Annotated in this window: 19 protein-coding genes; 13 read left to right on the top strand and 6 right to left on the bottom strand. The window is 66.5% G+C overall.

Going from position 1 to position 20,778, the window contains the following annotated elements; translation table 11 throughout:
- Positions 1 to 7: 7 nt before the first annotated feature.
- Together ileS and ABIE08_RS12975 are read left to right on the top strand one after the other, a co-directional pair.
- Positions 8 to 3,160, top strand: a complete 3,153-nt coding sequence (ileS, locus tag ABIE08_RS12980) for an isoleucine--tRNA ligase (RefSeq protein WP_354551493.1) — start codon at positions 8 to 10, stop codon at positions 3,158 to 3,160.
- An 86-nt stretch (positions 3,161 to 3,246) separates the two neighbouring features.
- Positions 3,247 to 4,239, top strand: a complete 993-nt coding sequence (locus ABIE08_RS12975) for an LLM class flavin-dependent oxidoreductase (protein WP_354551491.1) — start codon at positions 3,247 to 3,249, stop codon at positions 4,237 to 4,239.
- Between the two features lie 36 nt (positions 4,240 to 4,275).
- Here the strand turns inward: ABIE08_RS12975 and ABIE08_RS12970 are convergent, their stop codons facing one another.
- From ABIE08_RS12970 to ABIE08_RS12955, 4 genes are all read right to left on the bottom strand, one after another.
- Entirely contained in the window at positions 4,276 to 4,836 is a 561-nt protein-coding gene (locus ABIE08_RS12970; protein ID WP_354551489.1) for a biotin transporter BioY, read from the bottom strand.
- A 229-nt stretch (positions 4,837 to 5,065) separates the two neighbouring features.
- Positions 5,066 to 5,665: an energy-coupling factor transporter transmembrane component T family protein gene (locus tag ABIE08_RS12965; protein WP_354551487.1), complete on the bottom strand. Its 600-nt coding sequence runs from the start codon at positions 5,663 to 5,665 to the stop codon at positions 5,066 to 5,068.
- On the bottom strand, positions 5,662 to 6,336 hold the full coding sequence (locus tag ABIE08_RS12960) for an energy-coupling factor ABC transporter ATP-binding protein (protein WP_354551485.1): 675 nt from the start codon (positions 6,334 to 6,336) through the stop codon (positions 5,662 to 5,664). The genes ABIE08_RS12965 and ABIE08_RS12960 overlap by 4 nt, the downstream gene beginning before the upstream one ends.
- An 84-nt stretch (positions 6,337 to 6,420) precedes the next feature.
- On the bottom strand, positions 6,421 to 7,419 hold the full coding sequence (locus ABIE08_RS12955) for an exonuclease domain-containing protein (protein ID WP_354551483.1): 999 nt from the start codon (positions 7,417 to 7,419) through the stop codon (positions 6,421 to 6,423).
- A gap of 167 nt (positions 7,420 to 7,586) precedes the next feature.
- Here ABIE08_RS12955 and ABIE08_RS12950 point away from each other — a divergent pair, with 167 nt between their 5' ends.
- On the top strand, positions 7,587 to 7,964 hold the full coding sequence (locus ABIE08_RS12950) for an antitoxin Xre/MbcA/ParS toxin-binding domain-containing protein (protein ID WP_396309357.1): 378 nt from the start codon (positions 7,587 to 7,589) through the stop codon (positions 7,962 to 7,964).
- Complete coding sequence (locus ABIE08_RS12945; protein WP_354551480.1) at positions 7,924 to 8,718, top strand: RES family NAD+ phosphorylase; 795 nt, start codon at positions 7,924 to 7,926, stop codon at positions 8,716 to 8,718. Before ABIE08_RS12950 ends, ABIE08_RS12945 begins: the two co-directional genes overlap by 41 nt.
- Positions 8,719 to 9,566: 848 nt before the next feature.
- Here the strand turns inward: ABIE08_RS12945 and ABIE08_RS12940 are convergent.
- A complete protein-coding gene (locus ABIE08_RS12940; RefSeq protein WP_354551478.1) occupies positions 9,567 to 10,769 on the bottom strand; it encodes an MFS transporter in 1,203 nt (400 codons plus the stop codon).
- A 737-nt stretch (positions 10,770 to 11,506) separates the two neighbouring features.
- On the opposite strand from ABIE08_RS12940, the gene ABIE08_RS12935 reads away from it, so the two are divergent.
- A complete protein-coding gene (locus tag ABIE08_RS12935) occupies positions 11,507 to 12,148 on the top strand; it encodes a 2-dehydro-3-deoxy-phosphogluconate aldolase (RefSeq protein WP_354551476.1) in 642 nt (213 codons plus the stop codon).
- A 263-nt stretch (positions 12,149 to 12,411) separates the two neighbouring features.
- Positions 12,412 to 13,362, top strand: a complete 951-nt coding sequence (locus ABIE08_RS12930; protein ID WP_354551475.1) for a tellurite resistance TerB family protein — start codon at positions 12,412 to 12,414, stop codon at positions 13,360 to 13,362.
- 129 nt (positions 13,363 to 13,491) lie between these two features.
- Here the strand turns inward: ABIE08_RS12930 and ABIE08_RS12925 are convergent, their stop codons facing one another.
- Positions 13,492 to 14,676 (bottom strand): pyridoxal phosphate-dependent aminotransferase, encoded by a 1,185-nt coding sequence (locus ABIE08_RS12925; protein WP_354551473.1) that lies wholly within the window; start codon positions 14,674 to 14,676, stop codon positions 13,492 to 13,494.
- Positions 14,677 to 14,811: 135 nt separating this feature from the next.
- Here ABIE08_RS12925 and ABIE08_RS12920 point away from each other — a divergent pair, with 135 nt between their 5' ends.
- The 7 genes from ABIE08_RS12920 (at position 14,812) to ABIE08_RS12890 (ending at position 20,681) form a co-directional block, all read left to right on the top strand.
- Positions 14,812 to 16,608 (top strand): IlvD/Edd family dehydratase, encoded by a 1,797-nt coding sequence (locus ABIE08_RS12920; RefSeq protein WP_354551471.1) that lies wholly within the window; start codon positions 14,812 to 14,814, stop codon positions 16,606 to 16,608.
- Between the two features lie 696 nt (positions 16,609 to 17,304).
- The gene (locus ABIE08_RS12915; protein WP_354551470.1) at positions 17,305 to 17,598 is read left to right on the top strand and encodes a hypothetical protein; all 294 of its coding nucleotides are present in this window, start codon (positions 17,305 to 17,307) and stop codon (positions 17,596 to 17,598) included.
- Positions 17,599 to 17,614: 16 nt separating this feature from the next.
- Positions 17,615 to 17,794, top strand: a complete 180-nt coding sequence (locus ABIE08_RS12910) for a hypothetical protein (RefSeq protein WP_354551468.1) — start codon at positions 17,615 to 17,617, stop codon at positions 17,792 to 17,794.
- A 127-nt stretch (positions 17,795 to 17,921) separates the two neighbouring features.
- Complete coding sequence (locus ABIE08_RS12905; protein WP_354551466.1) at positions 17,922 to 18,755, top strand: isocitrate lyase/PEP mutase family protein; 834 nt, start codon at positions 17,922 to 17,924, stop codon at positions 18,753 to 18,755.
- Positions 18,752 to 19,459 (top strand): GNAT family N-acetyltransferase, encoded by a 708-nt coding sequence (locus ABIE08_RS12900; RefSeq protein ID WP_354551464.1) that lies wholly within the window; start codon positions 18,752 to 18,754, stop codon positions 19,457 to 19,459. Before ABIE08_RS12905 ends, ABIE08_RS12900 begins: the two co-directional genes overlap by 4 nt.
- Positions 19,456 to 19,929 carry a GNAT family N-acetyltransferase gene (locus ABIE08_RS12895; RefSeq protein WP_354551462.1) on the top strand — a complete coding sequence of 158 codons (474 nt, stop codon included), beginning with the start codon at positions 19,456 to 19,458 and terminating at the stop codon, positions 19,927 to 19,929. Before ABIE08_RS12900 ends, ABIE08_RS12895 begins: the two co-directional genes overlap by 4 nt.
- Positions 19,926 to 20,681 carry an SDR family oxidoreductase gene (locus ABIE08_RS12890; RefSeq protein ID WP_354551460.1) on the top strand — a complete coding sequence of 252 codons (756 nt, stop codon included), beginning with the start codon at positions 19,926 to 19,928 and terminating at the stop codon, positions 20,679 to 20,681. Before ABIE08_RS12895 ends, ABIE08_RS12890 begins: the two co-directional genes overlap by 4 nt.
- Positions 20,682 to 20,778: the final 97 nt, after the last annotated feature.

Here is a 20,778-nt window from a genome sequence, read left to right as displayed (position 1 = left end):
ATTCGCCATGACAGAGCCGAAGACCGTCTATCCCGCCGCCGAGCCGTCGCCGTCCTTCCCGAAGATCGAGGAAGCGATCGGCGCGTGGTGGAAGGAGAACACGATTTTCGAACGCTCGATCGAGCAGCGCCGGGAGCAGGGCGCGTCGGAATTCGTCTTCTACGACGGACCGCCCTTCGCCAACGGCCTTCCCCATTACGGCCATCTCGTCACCGGCTTCGTGAAGGACCTGGTGCCGCGCTATCAGACGATGCGCGGCAAGGTCGTCGATCGTCGTTTCGGCTGGGATTGCCATGGCCTGCCGGCCGAGCTGCAGTCGGAAAAGGAACTCGGCGTCTCCGGACGTCTCGAGATCCTGAAATACGGCATGGCCCGCTTCAACGAGCATTGCCGCACCTCGGTGCAGCAGTTCACGTCGGACTGGGAATATTACGTCACCCGTTCCGCGCGCTGGGTCGATTTCAAGAACGATTACAAGACGATGGATCTCTCCTTCATGGAGAGCACCATGTGGGCGTTCAAGCAGCTGCACGACAAGGGCCTGATCTATGAGGGCTACCGCGTCGTGCCCTATAGCTGGGCCGCGCAGACGCCGCTGTCGAACTTCGAGACCCGCCTCGACAATTCCTACCGCATGCGCCAGGACCCGGCGCTGACGGTCGGCTTCCTGCTCGATCCGGTCGCCGGCGAGAGCGTGCCGACGCGCCTGCTCGCCTGGACGACGACGCCCTGGACCCTGCCGTCCAACATGGCGCTCGCGGTCAAGGCCGATGCCGACTACGCCGTGCTGGAAAAGGATGGCCAGCGCGTCATCCTCGGTGCGCCGCTGGTCGCGAACTACGCACATGAACTGGCTGACTACACCGAAGTCGGAACGGTTTCGGGCGCCGATCTCGTCGGCCGCACCTATCAGCCGCTTTTCCCCTTCTTCGCCGGCGAGCGCGAAGCGGGCGCCTTCCGCGTGCATGCGGCCGCCTTCATCGAGATGACAGACGGCACCGGCGTCGTCCACATCGCCCCCGCCTTCGGCGAGGACGACATGGCGCTGTCGCAGTCGAACGGCATCCCGGTCGTCGACCCCGTCGACTTCGCCGGCAATTTCACTGAGCTGACGCCGCCCTACCAGGGCGTGAACGTCTTCGAGGCGAACAAGGACATCATCCGCGACGTCAAGGCCCAGGGCGCCGTGCTGCGCCACGAGACCTATGACCACAACTATCCGCATTGCTGGCGCACCGACCAGCCGCTGATCTACAAGGCGCTGCGCTCCTGGTATGTGAAGGTCTCGGCCTTCAAGGACCGCATGGTCGAGCTCAACCAGGGCATCGACTGGGTGCCGGGCCATATCAAGGACGGCCTGTTCGGCAAGTGGCTGGAGAATGCGCGCGACTGGAACATCGGCCGAAACCGCTTCTGGGGTTCGCCGATCCCGGTCTGGAAGTCGGACGATCCGAATTATCCGCGCCTCGACGTCTATGGTTCGATCGACGAGATCGAGCGCGATTTCGGCGTGCGCCCGCATGACCTGCATCGCCCCTATATCGACGACCTTACCCGCCCGAACCCGGACGATCCGACCGGCAAGTCGGTCATGCGACGCGTCGAGGATGTGCTGGATTGCTGGTTCGAATCCGGCTCGATGCCGTTCGCCCAGGTGCATTACCCGTTTGAGAACAAGGAGTGGTTCGAGAGCCACTTCCCGGGCGATTTCATCGTGGAATATGTCGCGCAGACGCGCGGTTGGTTCTATACGCTGATGGTGATGTCGACCGCCCTGTTCGACAAGGCGCCGTTCCGCTCGGTGATCTGCCATGGCGTCGTGCTCGACGAGAACAAGCAGAAGCTCTCCAAGCGGCTGAAGAACTATCCCGACCCGATCGAGGTGTTCAACACCTACGGCGCCGACGCCTTGCGCTGGTATCTGGTGTCGTCGCCGCTGCTTTCCGGCGGCGATCTCGCCATGCCGAAGGACGGCCGCACGATCGCCGAGACCGTGCGCCAGGTCCTGCTGCCGATCTGGAACGCCTATTCGTTCTTCACGCTCTACGCCAATATCGACGGCATCAAGGGCCGGATGGTCACCACCGCCGAGGCCGAACTCGACCGCTACATCCTCGCCAAGACCGCGGATCTGATCCGCGGCATCGACGCGGCGATGGAGAAGCTCGATCTCGCCGGCGCCACCAGTGCGTTCCCGCCCTTCATCGAGGCGCTGAACAACTGGTTCATCCGCCGGTCGCGCGAGCGCTTCTGGAAGGCCGAGAAGGACGCCGATAAGCAGGCGGCCTATGACACGCTCTACACCGTGCTCGTCACGATGACGCGTGCCCTGGCGCCGTTCCTGCCGTTCCTGACCGAGCATATCCACCGCGCGCTGGTGAACGGCGAGAGCGTGCACCTGGCCGATTGGCCGGATGCCTCGGCGCTGGTCGACGACAAGGCGCTGGTCGAACGCATGGATCTCGCCCGCACGGTAGCCTCCGCCGCCGCCTCGATCCGCACCGTCAAGAACCTGCGTACGCGCCTGCCGCTCCGCCGGCTGACCGTCGCCCATCCGGGCTTCGAGAAGCTGGCTCTGCTGAAGGACGTCATCGCCGACGAGGTCAACGTCAAGGAAGTCGTGCTGGCGGTCGACCCGTCCGCCTTCGGCCAGGTCGTGCTCGCCGTCGATCCGAAGATCGGCAAGCGGCTCGGCAAGGGCTTGAAGGACGTGCTGAACGCGGCGCGGGCCGGCCAATGGGAAGATCTCGGCGGCGGCCGCTATGCCGTGGCCGGCCAGACCATCGAGCCCGGCGAATACGAGCTGCGCTTCAAGGCCAATGAAGGCCTCGACGCGGTCGCCTTCGACGGCGCCGCCGGCGTGGTCGTGCTCGATACGCATGTCGACGAAGCGCTCGAGCGCGAAGGCGTTGCGCGCGACTTCATCCGCCTGGTGCAGGTGGCGCGCAAGGATGCCGGCCTCAATGTTTCGGACCGCATCCATATCGAGGTGAAGATCGCCAACGGCCTCGGCGACGTGCTCGTCGACCATGCCGAGACGATCCGCGCCGAGACACTGGCCGAGACGTTGCGCCCGACCGACGACCAGCCGGAAGGCTTCGTCTCGGAGACGAGCCTCCTGGAACAGCCGATCGCGATCGGCGTCCGCGTCGCTCGCTAAGATGCGGATCTAACGACTATTATCGCCCGGCCGCCCTCGGCCGGGCGAAATCTCTTCCGGCCTTTGCCGCCTGATTGGGGATTGCCATGACGCCCTTGTCCATTCTCGAACTCGTACGCGTGACGGAAGAGACGGATGCGCGGGGCGCGCTCGACAATGCCCGCGACCTCGCCGCCCATGCCGAACGATGGGGCTATAACCGCATCTGGGTGGCCGAGCATCACAACATGCACGGCATCGCCAGCGCCGCGACCTCGATCGTACTCGCGCATATCGCGGCCGGCACCCAGACGATCCGCGTCGGCGCCGGGGGCATCATGCTGCCAAACCACGCTCCCTACATCATCGCCGAGCAGTTCGGCACGCTGGCCAGGCTCTTTCCCGGCCGCATCGATCTCGGCCTCGGCCGGGCGCCTGGCACCGACCAGATGACGCTCAGGGCGCTGCGCCGCTCGCCTGGCAATGCCGAGAATTTTCCGCAGGACGTGTTGGAATTGCAGGCGTTTCTGGCGCCGGCCGGACCGGACCAGCGCATCGTCGCCGTGCCGGCGGCGGGCACCGAAGTGCCGCTCTGGATCCTCGGATCCAGCAATTTCGGCGCGATGCTGGCGGCCGAACTCGGCCTTCCCTATGCCTTCGCCTCGCATTTCGCACCCGACCTGCTGCTGCCGGCGCTGGAGATCTACAAGAGCCGCTTCAAGCCGTCGGAACAGCTCGACCGGCCCTATGCCATGGTCGGCGTCAATGTGATCGCGGCGGAGACGGATGCCGAGGCGACTCGACTGGCGACGACGCAGCAGATGTCGTTCGCGGATATCTTCAAGGGTGCGCGCGGGCTTTCCAAGCCGCCGATCGACGACATCGAGACCTATTGGGGGCCGATGGAACGGGCGCAGGCCAAGCAGATGCTGGCCCGCTCGATCGTCGGGTCACCGGCGACGGTCCGCGCCGGCCTCGACGCGCTGGTCAAGGAGACGGGCGCGGATGAACTGATCCTCGTTTCGGATGTCTACGACCATTCGGCGCGGCTGCGCTCGGTCGAACTGATCGCCGAAAGCTGGGGGATCGGCGCCGGTTAGCAGCGCCGATCCTGTTAGCGATCCGGTAACGGCGCGTTATCGCACCGTCTGCATCAGCGGGTAGGAGCGACGCACCGTCTCGGCGATGACGGCGGCGACGCCGGCCTTGATCAGATCGCCCGGCACGAAGATCATCGAGCCCTTGGTCGCATCCCAGAGCGACAGCTTGGCCACCATGGCCAGCCAGGGGATGCCGATCAGGTAGACGATGCCGATACCGCCAATGACAGAAAAGACGAAGAACCAGACCGTATTCATCCGTCGCCAGTTCAGTTCGGTCAGCCAGCCGGTGACGAAGGCGGCGATCGGCCAGGACAGGATGAAGCCGGCGGTCGGGTCGAAGAAGACAGGGAGCCCACCATAGCCGCCGGAGAGCAGCGGCAGGCCGAGGGCGACCAGCAGCACGAAGAGCAGGATGGCGAGGCCGCCGCGCTTGGCGCCGATCAGCGAGCCCGCCAGCATGACGCCGAGCGTCTGCGCGGTGATCGGCACCGGCAGGAAGCCGATCTGGATCGCCGGGACCAGATTGATCGCCGCCATCAGGGCGGCGAACAGCGCGATATAGACGATGTCTCGGGTCGATACGTCCTTGGTCATCGGATTGGGTCCCCTATCCCGATTTGTCACTCGTTTCAAACTCCGGCGCAGAAGTCGTCTGCCAAGACGCCCGCGCTTTACTTCACCTCTCCCTGAGGGAGAGGTCGACGACCGGAGGTCGGCGGGTGAGGGTTTACGGCCTCACCGGATAGTTCCCTAAACCCTCACCCGGAGCTTCGCTCCGACCTCTCCCTCAGGGAGAGGTGAGGGTAGGTTCTCCTGGTCCGCTTTATCTCTCATAGCCGCGCGCCTCGATGGCGTCGGCGAGTTCGTCGGCGGATTTCAGCGTGCGGATGACGAGCGGCACGATCAGCGCCAGCGGATTGGCGGCGAGCCCGCGCGCGGCCTGCGCCTCGCGGATATGGCGGAATTCCTCCGATATCAGAGGCACGAAGCGGATGGCGAGCGCGATGGCGAGCCCGACCTTCTCCGGATTGACGCCGATCGGCTTCAGGGGCTGGAGCCCCCACTCGACCAGTTCCGCCATTTCGGAGATCGGCGTCGACAGCGTCACGGCGCTGGCGAGCAGGATCAGGCTTGCGAAGCGGGCGACGACCAGAACGCCATCTGCCACCGAGCCGAACAGCAGGTGGAAGATGAAGACGAGGACGAGCAGGATCGCCGGACCGCGCAATTGCGCCATCAATTGCCGGAAGGGCGCACCGGTCGAGAGATAGATCGCGAAGGAGACCGGCACGCTCAAAAGCACGACCAGCGTGGAGGGAATGAGGAAAAGCGCCAGCGAGGCGACCAGCAGGCCCGCGACCTTCGTGCCGGCGGAAAGCCGGTGCAGCGGCGAATGGCCGGGGTGATAGAGCCCGATCGTCATCGCATCCGCTCGCGATAGAAGGGCAGCACTTCGGAGGGCAGGCCGTCGGCGGCGACGCGGCCATCTTCGATCATCAGAATGCGCTCGAAGCCGGCGATCAGATCGAGATCATGGCTGACCACGAGGGCCGGATGCGGCAGCGCATCGATGGCGGCCGCCACCCGGTTGCGGTTGCGGAGGTCGAGCAAGGTCGTCGGCTCATCGAAGACGACGATCTCGGGCTCGGTGACCAGCACGGCGGAGAGCGCCACCAGCTGCTTCTCGCCGCCGGAAAGCAGATGCACCGGCCGTTCGCGCAGATGGCCCAGATTGTAGCGGGCGAGCGCCGCGTCGATCCGGCTGGCGATCTCGGCCTTCGGCACCTTGCGTGCCTTGAGGCCGAAGGCGAGATCCTCGCCGACGATCGGCATGACGATCTGGTGGTCGGGGTTCTGGAACACGAAGCCGACCTTGCGCCGGATCGCCTTGACGTCCTTCTTCGTATCGATGCCGTCGACCAGCACGCGGCCGATCTTCGGCAGGACCAGGCCGTTCAGCAGGCGCGCAAAGGTGCTCTTGCCGGACCCGTTGGCGCCGACGATGCCGATACGCCGCTCGGGCAGGGCGAGGTTGATCTCGACCAGGACAGGCCTGTCATCGAAATCATGGCTGACGCCTTCCAGCACGATCATGGCCCGTTCGGCGCCCCTGCTTTGCGGATTGTGCACTGCCGCATGCGATAGAGGCTGTGATGCGCCGGGTCAATTGTCGCGCACTCAGTCGATCGTGTCGGTGGGGTGACAGGAAATCCGATAGCTGTAAGGGCCTATCTCGGAGATCGAGACCCAGTCGCCGGCCTGCGCGCCACTTGTGTCAAAGAACGCACTTACCCAAGCTCGCTTTCGAAACAGCTTCTTCGAACCATCGAGATCGGTAGCGATCACGCCGCCGCCCCAATGGATGCGGATCTCGCGACTGGCGGCCTCGGCCATGTTCGAGCCGCCGATCGCATCGGCCGGAAACCGATCGAAGAAGTCCTTCAGGTAGATGTGCTTGTGCTTCAGGTTGCCTTCCGTCAGCTGCGACACGCCGATATGCCGTTGCTGCGATTCGATTGCTTCGAGCTGCGCCGAGATCGAAAGCCGTGAGGGCGTGGACGGGCTTCGGCCGAGATCGCCACGGCTCGCGGTGCTGGAAGCCTTCGCCCGGACGCCCTCGGCGTGCAGGACCACTTCCGCCGCGGCGCGCGCGTCTTCGCCGGCGTCGTGGTGGTTGAAGCGGAGCCCCAGATGCGCCTTCAAGCTGGCGAGGCCATGCCCGCCATTGCCCTTCAGCTCGGGCCAGGCTGCGCGCGCCACCTGGACGCTGTTGTGCCATAGCCAGGCGGGCGCCACGAGGTCGATATCGGCGCAGGCGGCGGCGACGGCGCTGCGGTCGAAGCCGGAATGCTGGTAGACCGTGTGGCCCCGCAGCGCCACCTCGAGCACCGGCAGCACATCCGCGAAGGTCGGCGCGCCCTCGACCCTCTCGGCCGTGATGCCGTGCAGGCCACTCCAGAGCCAGATCCGGGTCTGCGGATTGACCAGGGTCACCCAGGTCTCGATGCTGTTGTCCGGGCGGACGCAGGCGACGCCGATCTGGCAGATGCTGCCGCGGTGATTGTTGGCCGTTTCGACATCCAGCGCGAAGAAGCGGAATGGACCCTGAGGGAAGGGCGCGACGCGGGCGGAGGATAGTGCGACCGCCGCGAACAGGCTTTCTTCGATAGAGGGCAAGGAAACGCTCCGGAATCACGGGGACGGCGGGCTCTGCCGGTGTCCGAATGCGATAGAGCCTGCCCTGCGCCGGGTCAATCGGCGCGAGGCCGCGCACAAGGTCGGAGCGATCCGCCCTTTCCATGGAAAAAATTCTGACCTATATTTCCTCTGGAAAGGAAATGGCGATGCTGAAGCTTCAACCTGCTGCCCGGCCCGAGGCCGGTCCGGTCATCACCAAGGCGGCCCTTCGCGCCGCGGACCAGTTGCGCCTTACCGCGCGGGTACTGGCGGCGACGATCGGCGTTAGCGAGGCGACGGTATCGCGGATGCGGCGCGACGAGTTCCGGCTCGAGCCGGGCACCAAGCCGTTCGAACTCGCCATTCTGTTCATCCGCCTGTTCCGCTCGCTCGACGCGATCGTCGGCGGTGATGGCGCCGTCGCCAAGGCCTGGCTGGACAATCCCAATCTCGTCCTCGACGCCCGGCCGATCGAGAAGCTGCAAACCGTGAGCGGGCTGGTCGATGTCATCGCCTATCTGGACGCGCGTCGCGCTCTCGTCTGAGTTCCGCAGTTTCGCCGGACCGTGCTGGCGCCTTGTCGAGGCGCAGCATCGGGTTTCGACGCTCAAGCTGACCGATACGCTGGCCGAGCAGGCCCTGCTGGAAGACCTGATCGAGGCGGCCAAGCCGGCGATTCCGCCGGAGTGCCGCCATCTCGATTTCCTGCTGGCGACGCCGTTCCGCTATGGCTCGATCTATCCCTATGGCTCGCGCTTCCGCCGTGCGGGACGGACGCTCGGCGTCTATTACGCCGCCGAGGACCCAAAGACGGCCGTGGCCGAGATGGCCTTCTACCGGCTGCTGTTCTTCGCGGAGTCGCCGGCCACCCCCTGGCCGAAGGATGCGGCCGAATACACGGCCTTTTCCGCCGAGGTGGCGACCGGACGCCTGCTCGACCTCACCGCGCCGCCGTTATCCGATGACGCGGATATCTGGACAAACCGCACCGACTATGCGGGCTGCCAGGCCTTCGCCGAGGCCGCCCGCGCGGCCGATGCCGACATGATCCGCTACCGGTCGGTGCGCGATCCCGCGGGCGGCGGCAATCTGGCGATCCTGATGTGCCGCGCCTTTGCGCGCCCGGTTCCCGGCGACCGCCAGACCTGGCGCATGCGTCTGAGCGCCAGCGGCGTGCAGGCGCTCTGCGAGTTTCCGCGCCAGGCGGTGGAGTTCCCGCGCGAGACCTTCGTGGCCGATCCCCGCATCGCCGGCCTGAACTGGGATCGGGCGGGGGTTGCGGTGCGGGTGCGCTCCTGAGGGAGCGGTCGTGCAATGCTGGGTCGCTCAGGCCAGAAACGCGATCCTCTCTGGAGTGCTGGCCCATAGTTCGAAGACCTCGATCCTCATCCTGAGGTGCCCGGCGCAGCCGGGCCTCGAAGGAGGGTCCAGGGAAATCCCTTCTGGGGACGGATAGAACTTCGTCGAATTCCAGCAATTGCCCACTGGAGCCTCCTTCGAGGCTTCGCTTCGCGAAGCGCCTCAGGATGATGGCGGAGGGTATGGATGGGGCTGGAGGCTCCTGAGGTTGGAGATCCCAGAGCGCAATCAAAACCCTCACTGCCCGTAAGCAAGACCCTCACCCAGCCCTTTCCCGCGCGCGGGAGAGGGCTTTCGGCCGGCGCCTTTCACGATGCCGGGGAAGGGCGCAGGCGGGCTCCCTCTCCCGCGCGCGGGAGAGGGTCGGGGTGAGGGGCGGGTGCGCTCCTGAGGGTCGCGCTCCAATTCGAAGACCTCGATCCTCATCCTGAGGTGCCCGGCGAAGCCGGGCCTCGAAGGAGGGTCCAGGGAAATCCCTTCTGGAGACGGAGAGGACTTCGTCGAATTCCGGTGGTTGCCCACTGGAGCCTCCTTCGAGGCTTCGCTTCGCGAAGCGCCTCAGGATGATGGCGGAGGGGATGGATGGGGCCGGAGGTTCCGGAGAGTGGATCGTCGCGGCCAGCGAGCAAAGTCCTCACGGCCGGTCAGCAAGACCCTCACCCCACCCTCTCCCGCAAGCGGGCGAGGGCTATTTGGCCGGCGCCTTTCAGGATGCCGGGGAAGGGTGCAGGCGGGCTCCCTCTCCCGCGCGCGGGAGAGGGTTGGGGTGAGGGGCCTTTTCTTGCCCCTTAAGCCGGCTGAAACCGCCGGCGGGGCAGCGGCGGGAAGGCGAGGGCGATCGCCACCGCGCCGAGGCCGACGATCGACGAACCGATGAACAGCCAAGCATAATTCTGGAAGGTGTCGAAGATCCAGCCGCCGATCCAGGGCCCGAGCGCCATCCCGACGCTCGACAGCATGGTCGCGGCCCCGAGCACGGCGCCGAGATTCTTCTGGCCGAAATAATCATGCGCCAGCACCGCATAGAGCGGCATCACGCCGCCATAGGCAGCGCCGAAGATCATCGCGAGCAGGTAGAACTGCTCGAGCTGGCCGACGACGCTGTAGGCGGCGATGACGATCGCCTGCACCAGCAGGCCCGCCACCAGCACCGGCTTGACGCCGAGCCGGTCGGCGCCGACGCCGAGCAGGATGCGGCCGCCGAGCCCGGCCAGCCCCTCGACGCTGTAGATGCTGACGGCCGCCATCGGCGAGACGCCGCAGACGATGGCATAGCTCACCATGTGGAAGATCGGGCCGGAATGGGCCGCGCAGCAGGCAAAGAAGGTGAGCCCGAGAATCCAGAACTGCGGCGAGCGCAGCACCTCGCGCATGGGCATGCCGCCGGATTCGCCGGCCGGTGCGCCCGCCAGCGCCGGGGCAGGCGCCGCCGGAGGCCGCCGCAACAGCAGCGTCGCGGGCAGCAGCACCACCCAGGTGCCGATGCCGATGGCGAGCATGGCGAAGCGCCAGTCATAGGCGGTGATCAGCCAGCGCGCGAAGGGCGAGATGGTCATCGGCGCCATGCCCATGCCGGCCGAGACCAGCGAGACAGCGAGGCTGCGATGGGTGGTGAACCAGCCGGTCACCGCCGCGGTAACGGGCGCGAAGAAGGCGCTGGCGGCGAGGCCGACGAGAATGCCGTAGGTCAGCTGGAAGGCGAGCAGCGAGGTCGCCCGGCTCGCCAGCACCAGCGCCAGTCCGAGCAGCAGCGACCCGATCAGCACGACGATGCCGGGCCCGAAGCGGTCGCTGGCCGTGCCCCAGGCGATGCCGGCGACGCCCATGACCAGGAAGTTGAGGGTCATGGCGCTGGAGATGCCGGCCCGGGACCAGCCGGTCTCGAGCGACATCGGATCGAGAAAGACGGCGAGCGAGAACATCGTGCCGACGGCGACACAGCCCATCAGCGCGCCTGCGAAGACGACGAGCCAGCGTTGGAAATTGCTCATGCTGCGAACCCCTCCAAGGAAGTTGGGCGGTCGCGAGGCTTGCCTTCCGCCGCCGATGAAGCCTCGACGAACGAGGCAGCGCGGTTTCGACAAGATGACGCGGATTTTTACGCGGGAATTTTCGGGAAGGAAGGGAGCAAGGGAAGGGAAGGGAAGGGAAGGGAAGACCCTCACCCCAGCCCTCTCCCGCGCGGCGGGAGAGGGGGGAGGCCGCGCCCGGCCTCGACCCTGTGGCTAGCGGGCGCTCTGCTTCACCTCCCCCTGCGGATAACCTTGGAGAACCACCATCCTCAACATGCTGAGGAGGCCCGAAGGGCCGTCTCGAAGCACGCAGGGCGGCGCCGGCATCAAGCCCGGCCCCTAGGCAGGCTTCGAGACGGCTTGCTGCGCAAGCCTCCTCAGGATGTTGGATATCGAGACCTGCAGACAGATTTCGCCCACCAGCGGGGAAGAATTGCTGTTCTTCCGTCGCCCCGGCGAAGGCCGGGGCCCATAAACACCGGCCACGGAAGCATGGTTGAGCCGCATCGTCATGCGCGGCGTGTCTGGATCCCGGCCGGATGACGGCGGAGGGTGTCGCTCGGCCGGATCGTCTCCGACCCTTCGCTCAAACAAGTCTCATCAGCATGATGCCAGGTCCCCCATGACTACCTCTCTCCCCCTTTTCTTCGGTGTCCGAATGGGAAAGCTCCAGATCGCTCTTCCGCTCCGCCGACCCATTGGCTAGAAACACACTCATGACCCAGAACCTCACCGCTCTCCTCCCGATCGTGAAAGCCGCGCCGGTTGTTCCGGTGCTGATCATCGATGACGTCAAGACCGCCGTACCGCTCGCGCGGGCGCTGGTCGCCGGCGGCCTGACGGCGCTCGAAGTGACGCTGCGCACGCCGGCCGCGCTCGACTGCATCCGCGCCATCAAGGCCGAGGTCGAAGGCGCCAATGTCGGCGCCGGCACGATCCTCAACCCGAAGCAGTTCGACGAGGCCGTCGCGGCCGGCTCGACCTTCCTCGTCAGCCCCGGCGCCAGCCCGAAGCTGATCGCGCATGCGGCCGGTTCGCCGGTGCCGCTGCTGCCGGGCGTCGCCACGGCCGGCGAGGCGATGTTCCTGCTCGAGGAAGGCTATGGCGCGGCGAAGTTCTTCCCGGCCGAGCAGGCCGGCGGCGCACCCTACCTCAAGGCGCTGTCGTCGCCGCTGCCGGGCCTGATGTTCTGCCCGACCGGCGGCGTCAGCCTGAAGAATGCGCTGAGCTATCTGTCGCTGCCCAACGTGATGTGCGTCGGCGGCTCGTGGGTCGCGCCGGCGAGCGCGATCGCGGCCGGCGACTGGGCTGGTATCACCACCCTGGCGCGCGAAGCCTTCGAGCTGCGCGCCGCCTGAGCTGGCGATCTGGAGCTTCCCTCTTCCGCTTGCGGGGAGGGCACTCCAAAGTCTTCGCCGGCGAAGCCAATCGTTTCGCAGCAATCACAACGAGTTCGTCAGGCCGCGTCTGCGCAGAGCAGGGGCGGCCTTTCCTTTTTCGCCATCGATTTCGTCGCGATGATTTTGATCGTCGAGGCGGGATCTTGCCTTGTCGTGGCAACCAGTGCTCACTACTTCCCCCAAAGCGCATTGGCGCGGCTTTTTAGATAGGGAAGAGTGAGATGATCGACGGCAAGAGCATTCTCGACCAGCTACTCGGCGCGACGACCGGGCAAGGCGGCGGCCAGGGGCAGGGCGGCCTCGGTGATCTCAGCCGGATGAGCGGCTCGCTTGGCGGCGGCGGCGGTCAGCCGTCTTCGCCGGGCGCCGGATCCGGCGGCCTCGGCGACCTGCTGGGCGGCATGCTCGGCGGCGCGGGCGGCGGTGCGGCCGGTGGAGCCGGCGCTGGCGGTCTCGGCGACCTGCTCGGCGGCATCATGGGCGGCAATGGCGGCGGTTCGGCCGCCGGCGGGTCGCGCGGCGGCCTGGGCGACGTGGTCGGCAAGGTCACGGAATATGCCAAGCAGAATCCCGGCCTGTCGACGGCGGCGGCCGGCGGTCTCGCCGCGGTGCTGTTCGGCGGCAAGGGCCCGAAGCTCAAGGCCGATGCGCTGACGCTGGGCGGCCTCGCCGCGATCGGCACGCTCGCCTACAAGGCGTTCCAGCAATACAAGATCAACAATCCCGGCACGACCGCCTCGGCGCCGCCGGTCGGCACCCCGGCCGCCCTGCCGCCGGCGGATTCGGCCTTCCATCCGGCCAATGCGCCGGGCGGCCAGGACGCCGTCGCGCTGTCGATCGTGACCGCGATGATCGCTGCCGCCAAGGCGGACGGCACGGTCGACGCGACCGAGCGCCAGAAGATTCTGGGCAAGCTCAGCGAAGGCGGCCTGTCGGCCGAGGAGCGCGATTACCTTGACCGCGAGCTGGCCGGGCCGCTCGATCTCAACAAGGTAGTGGATTCGGCGACCGGGCCGGAGCATGCGATCCAGCTTTATGCCGCGTCGCTGCTGGCAATCGATCCCGACCATCCGGCCGAGCGCGCCTATCTCGACATGCTCGCCGCCCGTCTCGGCCTTGATGCCGGCCTGAAAACCTCGATCGAGCAGGCCGTCGCCGGCGCGGCGGCGTAAGGGTCGGAGCCCTCATAAGAACCCTCTCCCGCATCGGGAGAGGGATTGGTGCTGACGACGGCGCTTGCTTCACCTCTCCCTCAGGGAGAGGTGAAGGTCTCGCTTGCGGGAGAGGGCAGGGTTGGGGCCTCAGGCAGCCTTGATGTTCGCCTGCAGGAATTCGTCGATGCGGGCGATCGCCTTGCGGATGTTTTCCGTCGAGTTGGCGTAGGAGAGGCGGATATAGCCTTCGCCATGGATGCCGAAATCCGGGCCGCCGATCGTGGCGACGCCGGCCTGCTCCAGCAGAGCGGAGGCGAGCGGCTTGGCCTTCCAGCCCGTCGCCTTGATGTTCGGGAAGGCGTAGAACGCGCCCTTCGGCGTGGCGCAGGAAACGCCCGAGATCTTGTTCATCTCCTCGACCACGACATGGCGGCGACGGTCGAATTCCGCGACCATGGCATGCACCGCGTCCTGCGGGCCGGTCAGCGCGGCGAGGCCGGCGAACTGCGCCGGCGCGTTGACGCAGGACCAGCAATTCACGGCAAGCTTGCGCACCTTGTCGACCAGCGCGGTCGGCCAGACCGAATAACCCATGCGCCAGCCGGTCATGGCATAGGTCTTGGACCAGCCGTCGAGCAGGATGACGCGGTCGCGGATCTCGGGATAGGAGAGCAGCGAGGTGTGCTCCAGCCCGTCATAGATCATCTGGCCGTAGATCTCGTCGGACATAATCGCGACATTGGGCCATTTGGCGAGGCCGGCGACGAGCTTGTCGATCTCGCTCTTCGGTGTGACGCCGCCGGTCGGGTTGGCAGGCGAGTTCAGGATGATCAGGCGGGTCTTCGGCGTGATCAGCGCCAGCGTCTCCTCGGCGGAGAAGGCGAAGCCGTTCTCCTCGCGGATCGGCACGGCGACCGGATTGGCGCCGGTGAACTCGATCATCGAGCGGTAGATCGGGAAGCCGGGATCGGGATAGAGGATGTCGGCGCCGGGTTCGCCGAACATCAGGATCGCCGCGAACATCGTCACCTTGCCGCCCGGCACCACCACGACATTGTCAGGCGAGACCGGCGCGCCGGTACGCTTTGCAACGTCCGCGGCGACGGCTTCGCGCAGCGGCAGGATGCCGGTCGCCGGCGTATAGCCATGCTCGCCGTCGCGCAGCGCCTTCACCGCCGCTTCGACGATATGCTCCGGCGTTTTGAAGTCGGGCTGCCCGATGCCGAGATTGATGATGTCGCGGCCCTGGCGGGCGAGATCGGTGGCGCGGGCGAGCACCGCGAAGGCGTTCTCCTCGCCGATGCGATCGAAATTGGCGACTGTCTGGAACATATGTAGCCTCCCTGGGTATGTCCTTGCGGCGGCTGATTTTGTTGCGCGCCGGGATCAGACGATCCTTGATTTCGTATGATGTTTCAGCGCATCCTCACGCCAAAATCAAACTCGATTTTCCGGGAGCCTCTTACCATGTCGTCCAACACGCCGCTCAAGCTTCGTTCGCAGTCCTGGTTCGATAATCCGGATAATCCCGGCATGACCGCGCTCTACATGGAGCGCTATCTGAACTATGGCCTGACGCGCAAGGAACTGCAGTCCGGCAAGCCGATCATCGGCATCGCCCAGACCGGTTCGGACCTGTCGCCGTGCAACCGCCACCACCTGGTGCTGGCTGAGCGCGTTCGCGAAGGCGTGCGCGAGGCGGGCGGCATCGTCATGGAATTCCCCGTCCATCCGATCCAGGAAACCGGCAAGCGCCCGGGTGCGGCACTCGACCGCAACCTCGCCTATCTCGGCCTGGTCGAGCTGCTTTACGGCTACCCGCTCGACGGCGTCGTTCTGACGATCGGCTGCGACAAGACCACCCCGGCCTGCCTGATGGCGGCTGCGACCGTCAACATCCCGGCGATCGCGCTTTCGGTCGGCCCGATGCTGAACGGCTGGTACAAGGGCGAGCGCACCGGCTCGGGCACCGTCGTCTGGAAGCAGCGCGAGCGGCTCGCCGCCGGCGAGATCAACTATGAAGAGTTCATGGAGATCGTCGCCTCGTCCGCGCCTTCGACCGGCTATTGCAACACGATGGGCACGGCTTCGACGATGAACTCGCTGGCCGAGGCGCTCGGCATGCAGCTGCCCGGTTCGGCCGCCATTCCGGCGCCGTATCGCGAGCGCCAGCAGATCGCCTACGAGACCGGCAAGCGCGCCGTCGAGATGGTCTGGGAAGACCTGAAGCCTTCCGACATCATCACCCGCGAAGCGATCGAAAACGCCATCGTCGTCAATTCGGCGATCGGCGGCTCGACCAATGCGCCGATCCACATCAACGCGATCGCCCGCCACATCGGCGTCGAGGTCTCGGTCGATGACTGGCAGACCGTCGGCCACAAGGTGCCGCTGCTCGTCAACCTGCAGCCGGCCGGCAAGTATCTCGGCGAAGACTTCCAGCATGCCGGCGGCGTCCCCGCCGTCGTCTCCGAGCTGATGAAGCACGGCCTCATCCATGAGAATGCGATGACCGTCAACGGCAAGACGATGGGCGACAACTGCCGCAAGGCCGAGATCGAGCTGCCCGACGTCATCCGCACCTTCGATACGGCGCTGGTGCACGATGCCGGCTTCATCGTGCTGCGCGGCAATCTGTTCGACAGCGCCATCATGAAGACCAGCGTGATCTCGAAGGAATTCCGCGATCGCTACCTGTCGAACCCGAGCGATCCCGAGGCCTTCGAAGGCCGCGCGATCGTGTTCGAGGGGCCGGAGGATTACCACCACCGCCTCGACGATCCGGCGCTGGAGATCGACGAGCACTGCATCCTGTTCATCCGCGGCACCGGCCCGATCGGCTATCCGGGTGCGGCCGAGGTCGTGAACATGCAGCCGCCGGCAGCGCTGATCAAGCGCGGCATCCTCTCGCTGCCCTGCATCGGCGACGGTCGCCAGTCGGGCACGTCGGGTTCGCCGTCGATCCTCAACGCATCGCCGGAAGCCGCCGCCGGCGGCGGTCTGGCGCTGCTCAAGATGAACGACCGCGTCCGCATCGACCTCAACAAGGGTTCGGCCAACATCCTGATCTCGGATGAGGAACTGGCCGAACGCCGCGCGGCGCTCAACGCCCAGGGCGGCTTCCATGTGCCGCCGAGCCAGACGCCGTGGCAGGAAATCCAGCGCGCCATGACCGACCAGCTCGCTGACGGCATGGTCCTCAAGCCCGCCGTCAAGTACCAGAAGGTCCACCAGACCTACGGTATCCCGCGCGACAACCACTAAGTTTTCTTGGAAGCCCAAGGCTTTCCGGATCGCTTTGACAGACGCTCATGACCGGCCCCCGTGGCCGGTCATGTTGTTTTCGGGGGGAATTCTTTGGCTGCCGTACAGGCTCGGTCCTCAACATCCTGAGGAGGCTTGCGCAGCAAGCCGTCTCGAAGGACGCACTGACTCTGGGGCTGCAAGCATGCGCACTGCGTGCTTCGAGACGGCCCTGCGGGCCTCCTCAGCATGTTGAGGGTGGTGTTGTGTGTTCGCGCGAGGTCGTCATCCCGGCGAAGGCCGGGATCCAGACGCGCCGGGGTCACACGGTCGAGCGCGGCTTCCACCGCGGGTGGTTATGGGCCCCGGCCTTCGCCGGGGCGACGGGCGGAGCCTTAAACTACCCTCACCCCAGCCCTCTCCCGCAGGCGGGAGAGGGGGCGGTTCCGGCCTCTCCCATGCGCCTCCGCGTCGACGACTCGCGCCGGCGGAAAGCCCTCTCCCGCAAGCGGGAGAGGGTTGGGTGAGGGGCTTGCTGGGACGTCGCTGGCGAGTTGCAAATCCCGCGACATTTTCACCGCCGGTGTTCATGGGCCCCGGCCTTCGCCGGGGCGACGGCGGCGTTTGGCCCGCTTTGCGGAAAAGCCCACCCGGATCCAATTCCATCCCGCCCCATCTTCGCTTAAATAGCGCTTTGCCATGCAAGCGGAGGCTGCCTTGCCGCAACTCAGGATTTCGCCGGAAGGCATCGCCGAGCACTTCTGGCTCGTGCCGGACAACAAGCCCGCCTTCGTCATCGAACCGGACGATCTCGACCTTTCCGACGATTTGCTCGACCGGATCGAGGCTTGGGGCGACGCCTTCGACGCCGTCTTCGATCCGGCCAATCCGACCGCGACGCGCTTCGCCTCGCCGGAAGCCGAGATCGTATGGCGCGCCGAGGGCCATGCCATCGCCGCCGCCATCCGCGAGGAATTGGGCGACGAGTGGGACGTCGAAACGCGCTTCTGACGCCAAGGGGGGAACCATGAGCAAGCTGAACCGGGCGTGGCACGACGCCAATCCGATGCCGGCAAACCCGACGCTGGACCAGCGCGTCGAATGGCATCTGGCCCATACCGCCCATTGCGGCTGCCGGCCGATCCCTCGCCTCGTGCTGGAGGAACTGGCGCGGCGCGGCATCGCGGTGCCCGAGACCACACGCTGAGTCGTTTTTCCCGCCGCCGGGTCGCCAGGCCTAAGGCGTTGCAGGAGCGCGCTTTCTCCGCGCAAACCGCTTTCCACTTCGCCCGAAAACGCTCTAGGATCGAGGCGTTGGAGGGTGAGGGGAAAAGATGACATCGATATCGGCGCGGCGCGCCGCCTTTCGCAGGCTGCACGAGTCGGGATGCTTCGTCCTTCCCAACCCCTGGGACATCGGCAGCGCGCGGCTGCTGGCGGGGCTCGATTTCAAGGCGCTGGCCACCACCTCGGGCGGCTTCGCCTTCAGCCGTGGCCTGCCGGACGGCGCCGTGTCGCGCGACGTTATGCTGGCGCATGTCGGCGAAATCGTCGAGGCGACCGACCTTCCCGTGAACGCCGATTTCGGCAATGCCTTCGCCGATGACGCGGAAGGCGTCGCCACCAATGTCAGCCTCTGCGTCGATACCGGTGTCGCGGGTCTCTCGGTCGAGGACATGGCGTCCGACCGTTCGCTCTATGGTTTCGAGCATGCCGTCGATCGCGTGCGCGCGGCGCGCGCCGCCATCGACGCGTCGCGGCAGGACGTGCTGCTGACGGCGCGCAGCGAGGCGCTGCTGGTGGGCCACCCCGATGCGCTGAACGAGGCCTGCCGGCGCATTGCTGCCTTCGCCGAAGCCGGCGCCGACGTGCTGTTCGTACCGGGCAAGCTCGACGCCGCCGCCACCGCCGCCGTGCTTTCGGCCGCCGGCGGCAAGCCGGTCAACGTCATCGCGCTCGATCCGGCGCAGTCGATCGCTGAGGTCGCCGCCCAGGGCGTGCGGCGGATTTCGCTCGCGACCGGGCTTGCCCGCGCCGCCTATGGCGGTTTCCTGCGGCTGGCGCGCGAAGTGGCGGGGGCCGGCACCTTGACCGAACTGGCGCAGGCCGAGCCCGGCGCCGATCTGAACCGCGCCTTCGCGCCCTTTGCCAGAGGCAGCCAATCGTGACATCGACCGCAACGCTGCCCGTCGGCATTGAACTCGACACCACCCCGGGCGAAAGACCCGGCCGCGTGACGCTCCAGGGTCGCTTCGTCGACGTCGTGCCCTTCGACCTCGCCGCCCATGGCCGCGATCTCTACGACGCCTCCCGCGGGCCGGAGAATGACGGGCTCTGGCCCTATCTCTGGCAGGGTCCCTTCGCCGATTTCGAGAGCTTTTCCGCCCACTATGCGGAAGCGGCGAAGAAGGACGATCCGCTGCTGTTCGCGATCCTGGACAGGAAGACCGGCCGCGCCGTCGGCCATGCGGCGCTCATGCGGATCGTGCCGAATGACCGGGTCGTCGAGGTCGGCAACATCCTCTATACGCCGCGGCTGCAGCGCACGATCGGTGCCACCGAGGCGATGTATCTGCTGGCGCGCTATGTCTTCGACGATCTCGGCTATCGCCGCTACGAGTGGAAGTGCAACGATCTCAACGCGCCGTCGCAGCGCGCCGCCCGGCGCTATGGCTTCCGCTATGAGGGCACGTTCCGCCAGCACATGATCGTCAAGGGCCGCAACCGCGACACGGCCTGGTTCTCGATGCTCGACAGCGAATGGCCGCGCGTGAAGCAGGGTTTCGAGGCCTGGCTCGACCCCGCCAATTTCGACGCCGAGGGACAGCAGATAGCGAGTCTCGATACGGGTGGGGCGGAGACCGCGTCGTGAACCGGCCGCCGCGTCGCGGCGGCCCGGACGACCGCCTCGCCATTGAGGCGCTGCAGCAGGCTGCCTATGCCCGCAACCGCGCCAGGCTGGGCGTCGAGCCGCTGCCGCTGCTCGCCGACTATGCCCGCCTGTTCGACACGCATGAATTCTGGGTGCTGGACGGGGTGACGGCGCCGCGGGGGCTTCTGGTGCTGGAAAAGCGGCCGAAGGACCTGCTGGTCTGGAGCGTCGCGGTCTCGCCGGTGGCGCAGGGCCAGGGCGTCGGCAACCGGCTGCTGGAATTCGCCGAGACGCGGGCGCGCGAGCTCAGGCGCTGGAAGCTGCGGCTCTATACCGGCGAGAAGCTCGTCGAGAATATCGCCTGGTACCAGCGACACGGATACGCGATCGAAGGGCGGGAGGTGCTCGAGGATCGCACGATCGTTCACATGCTCAAGACAATCGACAAGAACACGGGAGGAATTTCATGACGGGACGTCTCACGGGCAAGCGCGCCTTTCTGACGGCGGCGGGCGCCGGCATCGGCCACGCCACGGCGCTCGCCTTCGCGGCGGAGGGCGCCTATGTCATCGCCACGGACCTGAAGCCGGAGCTGATGGCGGATCTCAAGGCCGGCGGCGTCGCCGAGGTGCACGCGCTCGACGTCCGCTCGACCGCGGCGGTCGACGCGCTGGCGGCGCAGGTCGGGCCGGTCGACATCCTGTTCAACTGCGCCGGCTTCGTGCATCACGGCACGGTGCTGACGACGTCGGACGAGGACTGGGATCTCTCCTTCGACATCAACGCCAAGGCGATGCACCGCACCATCCGCGCCTTCCTGCCGGGCATGCTGGCCAAGGGCGAGGGCTCGATCATCAACATCTCGTCCGGCGCGAGCTCCGTGCGCGGCATCCCGAACCGCTATGCCTATGGCGCCTCGAAGGCCGCCGTCGTTGGCCTGACCAAGGCGGTCGCCGCCGACTACATCCGCCAGGGCATCCGCGTGAACTCGATCGCGCCGGGCACGATCCAGTCGCCCTCGCTCGACGGCCGCATCGCCGAGCAGGCGGAAAAGCAGGGCAAGACGGTGGAGGAGATCCGCCAGCAATTCATCGACCGCCAGCCGATGGGCCGCCTCGGCACCGCCGAGGAAATCGCCTCGCTGGCGATCTACCTGGCGTCCGAAGAGTCGCGCTATACGACCGGCCAGGTCTATCTGTCGGATGGCGGGTTCTCGCTTTGAGAAGCGGATGCGCGTCCGGGTTTGGCGCGAGCGGCGGGGATGTGACCCCTCCCCAAAACCGGCTCGGCCGGTTTTGACCCTCCCTCAAGGGGAGGGT

Origin of the sequence: Kaistia defluvii (assembly GCF_040548815.1) — a bacterium.
GTDB classification, from domain to species: Bacteria; Pseudomonadota; Alphaproteobacteria; order Rhizobiales; family Kaistiaceae; genus Kaistia; species Kaistia defluvii_A.
This window is presented reverse-complemented; position numbering and strand designations above follow the sequence as displayed.

Coding starts and splice junctions, on each gene's coding strand:
- ABIE08_RS12930 (WP_354551475.1), top strand. CDS start 12,412: ATGATCGACGGCAAGAGCATTCTCGACCAGCTACTCGGCGCGACGACC.
- ABIE08_RS12905 (WP_354551466.1), top strand. CDS start 17,922: ATGACATCGATATCGGCGCGGCGCGCCGCCTTTCGCAGGCTGCACGAG.
- ileS (WP_354551493.1), top strand. CDS start 8: ATGACAGAGCCGAAGACCGTCTATCCCGCCGCCGAGCCGTCGCCGTCC.
- ABIE08_RS12935 (WP_354551476.1), top strand. CDS start 11,507: ATGACCCAGAACCTCACCGCTCTCCTCCCGATCGTGAAAGCCGCGCCG.
- ABIE08_RS12940 (WP_354551478.1), bottom strand. CDS start 10,769: ATGAGCAATTTCCAACGCTGGCTCGTCGTCTTCGCAGGCGCGCTGATG.
- ABIE08_RS12910 (WP_354551468.1), top strand. CDS start 17,615: ATGAGCAAGCTGAACCGGGCGTGGCACGACGCCAATCCGATGCCGGCA.
- ABIE08_RS12960 (WP_354551485.1), bottom strand. CDS start 6,336: ATGATCGTGCTGGAAGGCGTCAGCCATGATTTCGATGACAGGCCTGTC.
- ABIE08_RS12950 (WP_396309357.1), top strand. CDS start 7,587: ATGCTGAAGCTTCAACCTGCTGCCCGGCCCGAGGCCGGTCCGGTCATC.
- ABIE08_RS12925 (WP_354551473.1), bottom strand. CDS start 14,676: ATGTTCCAGACAGTCGCCAATTTCGATCGCATCGGCGAGGAGAACGCC.
- ABIE08_RS12975 (WP_354551491.1), top strand. CDS start 3,247: ATGACGCCCTTGTCCATTCTCGAACTCGTACGCGTGACGGAAGAGACG.
- ABIE08_RS12965 (WP_354551487.1), bottom strand. CDS start 5,665: ATGACGATCGGGCTCTATCACCCCGGCCATTCGCCGCTGCACCGGCTT.
- ABIE08_RS12970 (WP_354551489.1), bottom strand. CDS start 4,836: ATGACCAAGGACGTATCGACCCGAGACATCGTCTATATCGCGCTGTTC.
- ABIE08_RS12920 (WP_354551471.1), top strand. CDS start 14,812: ATGTCGTCCAACACGCCGCTCAAGCTTCGTTCGCAGTCCTGGTTCGAT.
- ABIE08_RS12945 (WP_354551480.1), top strand. CDS start 7,924: ATGTCATCGCCTATCTGGACGCGCGTCGCGCTCTCGTCTGAGTTCCGC.
- ABIE08_RS12890 (WP_354551460.1), top strand. CDS start 19,926: ATGACGGGACGTCTCACGGGCAAGCGCGCCTTTCTGACGGCGGCGGGC.